At 55.9% G+C, this 8,747-nt stretch carries 8 protein-coding genes and 1 riboswitch; of the genes, 2 read left to right on the top strand and 6 right to left on the bottom strand.

The window, feature by feature from the left end; all coding sequences use genetic code 11:
* Positions 1–259, bottom strand: a 259-nt coding sequence (locus tag Q371_RS01785; protein WP_034335191.1) for a transposase family protein, incomplete at its 3' end; no start/stop codon positions are given.
* Between the two features lie 112 nt (positions 260–371).
* Positions 372–490, top strand: a riboswitch (SAM riboswitch).
* Between the two features lie 95 nt (positions 491–585).
* On the opposite strand from Q371_RS01785, the gene metX reads away from it, so the two are divergent.
* On the top strand, positions 586–1,638 hold the full coding sequence (metX, locus tag Q371_RS01780) for a homoserine O-acetyltransferase MetX (RefSeq protein WP_051963071.1): 1,053 nt from the start codon (positions 586–588) through the stop codon (positions 1,636–1,638).
* Positions 1,639–1,708: 70 nt separating this feature from the next.
* Here metX and Q371_RS01775 read toward each other — a convergent pair whose 3' ends face one another.
* The 5 genes from Q371_RS01775 to Q371_RS01755 all read right to left on the bottom strand — a co-directional run bounded on the left by Q371_RS01775 (position 1,709) and on the right by Q371_RS01755 (position 7,965).
* The gene (locus Q371_RS01775) at positions 1,709–2,251 is read right to left on the bottom strand and encodes a nucleoside deaminase (RefSeq protein ID WP_034335189.1); all 543 of its coding nucleotides are present in this window, start codon (positions 2,249–2,251) and stop codon (positions 1,709–1,711) included.
* Complete coding sequence (locus tag Q371_RS01770; RefSeq protein ID WP_034335187.1) at positions 2,244–4,085, bottom strand: alpha-amylase family glycosyl hydrolase; 1,842 nt, start codon at positions 4,083–4,085, stop codon at positions 2,244–2,246. Before Q371_RS01770 ends, Q371_RS01775 begins: the two co-directional genes overlap by 8 nt.
* Before the next feature lie 428 nt (positions 4,086–4,513).
* Positions 4,514–5,656 carry a chromate efflux transporter gene (gene chrA / locus Q371_RS01765; RefSeq protein WP_157442448.1) on the bottom strand — a complete coding sequence of 381 codons (1,143 nt, stop codon included), beginning with the start codon at positions 5,654–5,656 and terminating at the stop codon, positions 4,514–4,516.
* A 42-nt stretch (positions 5,657–5,698) separates the two neighbouring features.
* Positions 5,699–6,697, bottom strand: a complete 999-nt coding sequence (locus tag Q371_RS01760) for a LacI family DNA-binding transcriptional regulator (RefSeq protein WP_034335383.1) — start codon at positions 6,695–6,697, stop codon at positions 5,699–5,701.
* Positions 6,698–6,780: 83 nt separating this feature from the next.
* Positions 6,781–7,965 (bottom strand): MFS transporter, encoded by a 1,185-nt coding sequence (locus tag Q371_RS01755; RefSeq protein ID WP_034335186.1) that lies wholly within the window; start codon positions 7,963–7,965, stop codon positions 6,781–6,783.
* 377 nt (positions 7,966–8,342) lie between these two features.
* Between Q371_RS01755 and Q371_RS01750 the strand changes: the two genes are divergently transcribed.
* Positions 8,343–8,747, top strand: a complete 405-nt coding sequence (locus tag Q371_RS01750) for a hypothetical protein (protein ID WP_034335184.1) — start codon at positions 8,343–8,345, stop codon at positions 8,745–8,747.

Here is an 8,747-nt window from a genome sequence, read left to right as displayed (position 1 = left end):
TAGGGTCGAGCCTGGCGAAGACCCGATTGAAGGTGTCATGGGAGGGTATACCGGTGTGGAGGTCCAGGAAGCTTGAGAGCCAATCCCGTTTGAGTTCCCCAAAATCCTCCATGTCATAGAAGCTGTCTGCATCGCTGAGCACAGCACACAGGGCAATGACGATCACGTTGATGAGGGGTTGATTGAGCCCTCGGTTTGTCCGGGGATCAGGGAGCTCAGAGAAGTGCTGGACTGCGAGTTTCAGTTGCTCGGGGTTCATGTCTTACCTTAACCCCTTCGCGACGTGCGTCACCCCTGGGAATCTGGCCCGGATGGTTGACACCTCAAATCCTTACCCTTTACACTGACATTTAGCCTTGAGACACAGGCAACTCTTATCCAGAGTCGGCGCAGGGATCTGGCCCGCACCGCCGCAGCAACCGGCCCTCATCACGGTACGGTGCTCACCAGCCCGAAGAACCACGATGGTGACATTCGGGAACGATAAGAGAAGGGCGTAAACCACCATTTCCCCTTCTCAACACCACGAGAGGGGGAATCTTTTTGTCCCCCACCACCCGAGTCTTCACTTTTGGAGGGGAGCACATGCGCTTTGAGTTTGCGTTCGAAACCGATGAGGGAGCCATCCCATTCACCTTTGTGGCCAAAAGCCAGCACGATTACACCATCACCCCGAGTTACAAATGGTTCTTTGAGAAAGAGCCCCTGATTCTGGACTCTGGACGGATCCTCAGCAACATCCGGGTCGGGTACCACACCTACGGCACCCTGAATGCTGAAAAAGACAACGCCATTCTGGTGTGCCATGCCCTCACAGGCACCAGTGCAGTGCACCGATGGTGGGCCGACATGTTTGGAGAGGGCAAGACGCTGGACCCCACCAAGCATTTCATTGTGTGTTCCAATGTGCTGGGCGGGTGTTCAGGGACCTCTGGACCCAAAGAAATTGGACTGGACCCCATCACCATTCACGACATGGTGCGTGTTCAGAAAGAGCTGATCAAGGACCTCGGCATCAAAAAGCTGACCGTGATTGGGGGCAGCATGGGCGGCATGCAGGCTTTGGAGTGGGTCAGAAGTTACCCCGAGTGCCTGAAAAAAGCCATCATCGTTGGGGCTCCACCCAGACACAGCGCGTGGGCCAAGAGTTTCAATGTGTCCCAGAGAAACGCCATCACCTCTGACCCGGAATGGAAGGGCGGGCGGTATTCCGAGCAACCCCACGGTCTGGCCATTGCCCGCCAGATCGCCATGATCAGTTACCGCAGTCCAGAGTCTTACCAGATGACGCAGGGAGGGCAATCCAAATTCAAGCCCGGCCAGAGCGCCATCCAGACGTATCTGGAATACCACGGCGAGAAGCTTCTCAAGCGCTTTGATGCCAACACCTACCTGCTCATCACGCAAGCCATGGACCTGTTTGAAGTCACCGAAGACGAGTTGCGCAGAAACACCGTCCCGACTCTGGTGGTCGGCATCTCGACAGACATCCTGTACCCCGCCAGTGAAGTGCGCGAAATGGCAGCCCACCTGTCCAACAGTGAATACTGGCAACTGGAAAGCCCTCACGGACACGACGCTTTCCTGATTGAGGATGAGGCCTTGAACCAGCGGATGCTGGAGTTTCTGGGCCAGTAAACCCCCACAAGCCATATCTGATCAATGCAACAAAGAAAAGGACAGGGATTTCCCTGTCTTTTTCTTGGAATCAAAGCCCTCTGGTGGCCTCTGGATAACGTTTCTGCCATGCCTCCCAGCCTTCATCGGGGTAGGCTTTTTTGGCCTCTGGGGCAAACAGTTTTGCGGCTTCCTGTTCCAGATCTTCAAACGGTGAACTGGAGACTTTGGTCTGTTCATAGGCCGGGTGCGCGTCCCATTTGATCAGGCGACCAGAGCCACCCCATGGGTCATCGCAGGCCCAGACCACGCGGGCCAGTTGCACCATGCCGATGGCCCCTCCGCACATCAGGCAGGGTTCCAGAGAGGAGTACAGGGTGCACTCCTCTGGATGCTCAATGCGTCCAAGGCGGTAAAAAGCCACCATCTCTGCATGGGCGAAACTGGAATCTGCGATTTCGTGGGGATGGTCCGGCCACGGCTCGTGGGCACGGTTGCGACCTTCAGCGATGATCTGGCCGTTTTTGTCCACGATCACGCAACCAATGGGGGAAGACCCCATTTCGATGCTCTCACGTGCCAACTCAAGGGTGCGTTCCAGAAAGGCCCGGTCCTCGGGCCTTCCTTTACTCATCCTGAGACAGGATGATCGCGCTGTATGGACCCACCGTCACGTGTCCACAAAAGGGCATCCCGTCCATTTCACTTTCTGCGGTTTCCACATCATGGCTAAAAACGTTGGCAAACTCTGGATCGTAACCGTTCCAGTCGGAGTGGAAACGGGTGCGCCACAGGCCCCCTCTGGGGAAGCCAATCCCGAAGTTCTCTAAAGTTTCGCCCGAGAGGTTCACCACCACAATCACATCGTCTTTGGGGCCTCCCTGATCGAAGCGGTGGTAGGCCAGCATCTTTTTGTCGATGTCCACACGGTGCACCACCACATGGGGACCTTTGAGGCCAGCAGTGTGCCCATAAGCGTTTTGCCTCAGTTGCTTCAGGTCGCGGTAAAGCTGGGTGATGCCTTTGAATTCTTCGGCAGCAGCCCAGTCCAGCATGTTGTTGTCGTCAAACCAGCCTGCCGTGAGCATCTCCTGACCCTGAAACACCATCGGAATGCCCGGAGAGGTGAAGGTGATGCAGGCCCCGAGGGTGGAGCGTTTCTTGGCGTACAGGTTGCCGGCGTTGTTGGGCCAGATTTCCTCTGGGACGCGGGCGTGACCGTTGGCCACTTCGTCGTGGGATTCGGTGTAGATCACCCGACTGAAGGCTTCGCCGTTGTAGCAGTTGGTGACGGCGTTGGCCACCGCTTGCGTGTTGCGGTGCACGTCTTCCTGCACAATCAGGGCTTCACGAACAGGGTGCACGAAGCCAGCATCCCACTGGGCATCGAAACCCAAGCCTCCTTCAGAGGTGGGGGCGGTCACCAAAGCGTTGCCCCTCAGGTCTTCCGCGATGGTGATTTTCCAAGGTTGGCGGGCTTCGATTTCATCGTTGATCCAGCGCAGGATGCCCCAGCCTTCTTCGAGGTCATCGCCGGGGTTTTCATTGGCTTGCACGTTGCGAATGTAGGCGGTGGCGTCAAAACGCAGACCGTCCATCTGGAACTCTTCCAGCCACATCAGGGCGTTGTCGCGCAGGTACTGGCGGACTTCTTCGCGGCCATAATCTGGGCGGGTGTCTCCCCAAGGGGTGGCTGAGCGCCAGTCGTTGTAGAAGTAAATGCCCCCTTTGTCGTTTTCGCTCCAGCCATCAAACTGCCAGAGGTCCAGATCCGAGGGGCCGAAGTGGTTGTACACCACATCGATCAGCACAGCAATGCCTTTTTCGTGGGCGGCTTTCACAAAGCGCTTCAGGGCATGGGGACCGCCGTAAGCCCCTTCCACAGCAAAAGGATGGGCCGGGTTGTAACCCCAAGAAATGTCTCCGGCAAATTCCATGGGAGGCATGATCAGGAGGGTGTTCACCCCGAGGTCGGACAAATAATCCAGCTTTTCGGCAGCAGAATCAAAAGTGCCCCGTTCGCCTTCTCCAGCAGGGTTGAAGGTGCCGACGTGCATTTCGTAAATCACCATTTCGTTCCATGGGGGAACGCGGTATTCCTTCAGGTCTCCCCAGTCAAAAGTGGGGTCGTACACCACACATTCACCGGTGGAGTTGGTGACTTCCCGGGCATAAGGGTCCATTTTCCATTCATCAAAGCTCTTGTTTTTGATTCTGAATTTGTAAGTGGCTCCGGGTTTCAGTCCGGGCACGAACACCGACCAGTAGCCGTTTTTTTCTTTGGCCAGTTTGTGTTCGGTTTTGCTCCATTTGTTGAATTCACCACCCACACAGACGGCGGTGGCGTGGGGTGCCCACACCCGGAAACTGACCCCCTCTGGGGTGGGAATGGCTCCCATGCCCGGAACGTGAGAGGGTTCCACCTTTTTGCGGGTTGTTTTGATGGCTTGATCTTCTGCTAATGTCATGTCCTGCTCCTCACTTGAAATGCCGACCTCAGGACAAATTTGGTCCTTGAGAATCCACACTCAGAATTTGCGGATTGCAGCTTGAAATCTATGACCAATCGTACAGAGGGAAGAAAAGACAGCGTTCAGTTCGGTCTTTTTTGCTGCAAACGGGAAAGCCTCTGCCACTGGCTGAAACCATCGGCCTGTTTTATAGATGACATCGGAAACGGTAAAAAGTCAAGAGACATAAAAAATCCATCCGAAAAAACCCTTATCCAGAGTGGAATGAAACCCATGTTCGGTGATCAATTTCGCAAAGTGCTATGAAATTTGTCTTTGCGAATTTTTCTTCGTGAGGTCCAAACAGTCAGAAAACAGGACCTCTGTTCTTGGTGGGCTGGAACACCAGAGCTTTCTTGGTCCGATTTGTGTCCCAGACCACCTGTTCAGAACAGGAAATAACCCAGAGCCCCACCCACCAGCACCACCAAATGGGCAGGCAACTTCAAGAAGTGCAACCCCACAAAACTCAAAACCACCCACAGCCATTCCAGAACAGTGTTGGGTCGGATGTGCACCACAGCGTCCAGCAAGGCAGCCAGCAGCAAACCTACTACAGCCGCATTGACCCCTTTTAAGGCAGCCTGCAAAGCCGGGCGGGTCTTGATGCTGTTCCAGACGGGCATGATGGCGAGCACCAGCAGCATGGCAGGCAGGAAAATGCCCACTGTGGCAACAACGGCTCCCAGCACGGGGTTCACCTGTGGAAAAGTGGCCCCCAGAAAAGTGCTGATGGTGAACACTGGACCCGGAATGGCCTGCGCAGCACCGTAAGCCCCCAGAAACTGCTCTGGGGTCAGCCAGGTGGCAACGGGTTGCAGCAAAGGCAAAACCACATGACCTCCGCCAAACACCAGACTGCCTGTGCGGTACATGTCACTCAGCAAGGCCAAATAAGGGGTGAAGGACAGCAAAGGCAAAACCACCAGCAAACCCAGAGCCACCCCCAGATAGACCCAGGTTTTTCTGAAGGCAACCGGAGTGCTCTGGTGTTCACCTGCCTGCCTGAAAAAACGCAGGCCATACAGACCTCCCAGCACAATCACCACGATGCTGGTCCATGCGGTGGGCCACAGGACCATGATGAGGCCAGAGACCAGTGCAATGCCCCTGCGGCTCCACTCTGGGGTGAGGGTCTTGGCCATGCCCAGCACCGCGCTCAGGATCACCCCGAGGGTGAGCAGGCTGAGGGCACGCACCAGACCTCCGCCAAGGACTTCCTGTGCCCCCAGAGCAAGGGCCAGCATGATCAGGAAAGAGGGGGTGGTGAACCCCACCCACGCCAGAATTGCCCCTACAGTTCCAGCCCTGAGGTTGCCAATGGACATTCCCACCTGACTGCTTGAGGGACCGGGCAGGAAAGTGCACAGGGCCACCAGATCGGCATAATCGGCATCTGAAAGCCACTTTTTGCGGTTCACAAACTCTTCTCTGAAATAACCGAGGTGGGCCACAGGGCCCCCAAAACTGGTGCATCCCAGCCTCAAAAAAGTCAAAAAAACATCCAGAGCAGGCAACATGCTGTTCATGCTACCGTTTCTGGATCAGGAAATGGCAATCTGGAGCAGGTTTCAGCGGGCTCTGGAGGCCGATTCGCGGATCACCAACTGTGGGGTGATCTTCTCCAAGGTCACATCTTCACCGTCCAGCAAGGTCAGCAAAGATTGGGCCGCCAGCAAACCCAATTCATACATGGGCTGCCGGACCGTGGTCAGGGGAGGCATCATGTATTCAGAGGTGCGGGTGTCATCGAAGCCGACCAGAGAAATTTCCTCTGGGACCCGAATGCCGCGTCGGTACAGGGCCAGCCTTGCCCCGTAAGCCATCTGGTCGTTGGAGGCAAAAATCGCAGTGAAGTTGGCGCGGGTTTCCAGCAGGGTGGCGATGGCCAGACTTCCAGAAGCCTCCTGAAAATCCCCCTGCACGATCAGGCGTTCATCGACTTCAATGCCGAATTCTTTGTGGGCATCATGGTAACCCTTCAAGCGCTCTAGGGCATCTGCATGGTCTGCCGGTCCAGAAATATGTGCGATGCGGCGGTGACCCAGTTCAAAAAGGTAATGGACAATGTTCTTGGCCCCCTGATAATTGTCAATCAGGACGCAGTGGTGCTCAAAACCAGGAATGGTTCTGCCAATGCTGATGATCGGCATGGATTCTGCAATGGCACTCAGGGAGTCACCTTCCAGATGCCCACCCATGATGATCAAACCATCAATGCGGCCCATCAGACGCTGAATGGCCTGCGCTTCGTCCTCGGGTTGCCAGTGACCGTCGGTGAACACTGGGATGTAATCGGTGCCGCGCAAAGCCTCCTGAATGCCCAGCAATGCAGCCCCATAAAACGGAGAAGCAATGTCTTGGGTCAGGACCCCCAGAGAAAGCGTTCGGCCCTGCACCAGACCTTTGGCCACCAGATTGGGTTGGTACTTGAGTTTTGCAATGGCCTCTTCCACCTGCTTGCGTTTTTTCTCGGACACCCGAGCGGTTCCGGCCACAATGCGCGAAACGGTGCTCGGGGAAACGCCCGCAGCCTGTGCCACATCAAACAATGTCACTTTTTTCTTCATGCCCGCCTCTTTTTTCATTCAAAACAGCCAAAGGTGTACTTGCGGTCATGCCCACAGCCGCATACAGGTGCACACCCTTTTGCTCAAGCAAATTGAGCTTCTGCTGTACGCTTCAAATATACCCCAATCAGCGTCAGGATGCTGACCAGCAAAGCCACACTGTACATCACTGCAAAACCAAACTGAGCCACCAGCAACCCTCCACCCAACGCGCCCAGAGCAGCAGAGGCCCACACAAAAACGTCCAGTTTGCCCTGTGCTGAAGCGCGCGTCTCGGGGGTCAGGCTGCCTGTGAGCAAGCTGGAACCGGCCACATAACACAGGTTCCAACCCACCCCGAGCACAAACAGGGCCACCCCCATTTCGGTGATGCTGTGACCCAGCAACCCAAGGATGGCACTTAAGGCAAGCAGGGCACTGCCCCAGAGGATCATGGCTCTGGGACCAAAACGGTCCACCCAGCGTCCGGTGATCCACGCCAGTCCGAACATCCCGACCACATGCCCCGTCATCACCGTGGAGATGGCTTCCAGTCCGTGCCCCATGTGCTGGGCGTGAACAGGCATCATCACCATCAGCATCAGCATGATGCCCTGACCGACCATCATCCCCACCAGAGCCAACTGAATCTGAGGGTTTTTGAGGAGGTCCATCACAGGAACCTGCACTTGTTTTCCCCCTTTGGGTACATCGGTGGGTCTGGCCGTGAAAAACATGCCGACCAGCACACTGGCCAGCGCCAGAAACAGCGCACTGAGGAGCCAGCCAGCTTCGTTCTCTGGAAGCTGATAAGAGGCTGCCAATGTTTTCAGGCCCGGAATGCACAGACGGGTGACGACTGCTCCAACCGCACTGCAGGTCAGAAGCCAGCCGATGTACTGACCGCGTTTCTGGGGTTCCACCAGTTCACTGACCGCATAACGGGTCTGGTTGATGCCACCCGTGGCCAGACCCACCAGCAAAATCCCGGACATGAAGCCCCAGAAATGCCCATCCAGAGCCTGCCAGAAAGCCACTGTCGCCCCGAGGGTTCCCAGCATGAAGGCAAGGGTCAGGCCCACCCTACGGCCATAACGGGCCATCAATTGACCTGCAAAATAGGCACTGAACGCAGAGGCCAGCAGATTCACTGTAGAGGGCAGCCCTGAGAAGCTTTCCGATCCCGTCAATTTGACCGCCAGAATGCTGGCAAGGGCCACACCGATGGTGGTGGCACTGGTGGAGAGGGCTTGAGCGGTGAACAGGGCGGGCAGACTGCGCTGGGTCATGGTTGGATCAATCTAACCTTTTTTGGGGTAGGGGTGGTAGGGGAGGAGGGCTGCGCCCTGCTGAGAGCATAGGGCCGAGAGCAAAAAAGGCGGAAGGCAGAAGGCAGAAAAACCGTTACCACCCTCGTAGGGGCACAGCGTGCTGCGCCCTGAATGCTTGAGCAAATGCATTTCTTGGGCGAGGCACGCCTCGCCCCTACAAATCCCTTGATCATTTTTTGTACGTGCAGCACGATGCTCTCGGCTCTCGGCTCTCGGCTCTCGGCAAGCGCAGCCCTTTCACCCATTACGCCCCCTCTCCCACAGCCCCTAGAAATTATGTTAAAAACAGAATATAATGATGGGAGTTACAATTCAGTTCCCCTGCAAGGAGCCCCATGATTCTGGAAAGCCGCATTGTTGGACGCAAAAAAGCATTTGAACACCAGACCCTTCACCTCTCCAGCACGGTCCTCACCCTGCAAGACCTCATCACCGAAGTGGTGCGTGCACAGGTGAAAGATTTCAACCAGAACCAGAAGGATCAGCAACTGATTCGCATCCTCACCCCAGAGCAATTTCAAAAAGGTCTGGAGCAAGGAAAAATCACCTCTGGCGGTCAAGAATTCCTGCAAGAGGTGAATCCAGAGGAAGCCATCGAGGTGGCCATCACTGCTTTCAAAGATGGGCTGTATTACGTGTTTCTGGAAGACCAGCAACTGGAAGACCTCTCCCAGACGGTGCACATTGCCGACCACAGCAAAGTCCTGTTTGTGCGCCTGACCGCTCTGGCAGGAGGCTGA

The sequence above is a fragment of the Deinococcus misasensis DSM 22328 genome, assembly GCF_000745915.1.
GTDB classification, from domain to species: domain Bacteria; phylum Deinococcota; class Deinococci; order Deinococcales; family Deinococcaceae; genus Deinococcus_C; species Deinococcus_C misasensis.
The sequence above is the reverse complement of the archived record's forward strand: the minus strand, read 5'-3'. Positions and strand labels throughout refer to the sequence as shown.

Coding starts and splice junctions, on each gene's coding strand:
- Q371_RS01755 (WP_034335186.1), bottom strand. CDS start 7,965: ATGACCCAGCGCAGTCTGCCCGCCCTGTTCACCGCTCAAGCCCTCTCC.
- chrA (WP_157442448.1), bottom strand. CDS start 5,656: ATGAACAGCATGTTGCCTGCTCTGGATGTTTTTTTGACTTTTTTGAGG.
- Q371_RS01760 (WP_034335383.1), bottom strand. CDS start 6,697: ATGAAGAAAAAAGTGACATTGTTTGATGTGGCACAGGCTGCGGGCGTT.
- Q371_RS01775 (WP_034335189.1), bottom strand. CDS start 2,251: ATGAGTAAAGGAAGGCCCGAGGACCGGGCCTTTCTGGAACGCACCCTT.
- Q371_RS01770 (WP_034335187.1), bottom strand. CDS start 4,085: ATGACATTAGCAGAAGATCAAGCCATCAAAACAACCCGCAAAAAGGTG.
- Q371_RS01750 (WP_034335184.1), top strand. CDS start 8,343: ATGATTCTGGAAAGCCGCATTGTTGGACGCAAAAAAGCATTTGAACAC.
- metX (WP_051963071.1), top strand. CDS start 586: ATGCGCTTTGAGTTTGCGTTCGAAACCGATGAGGGAGCCATCCCATTC.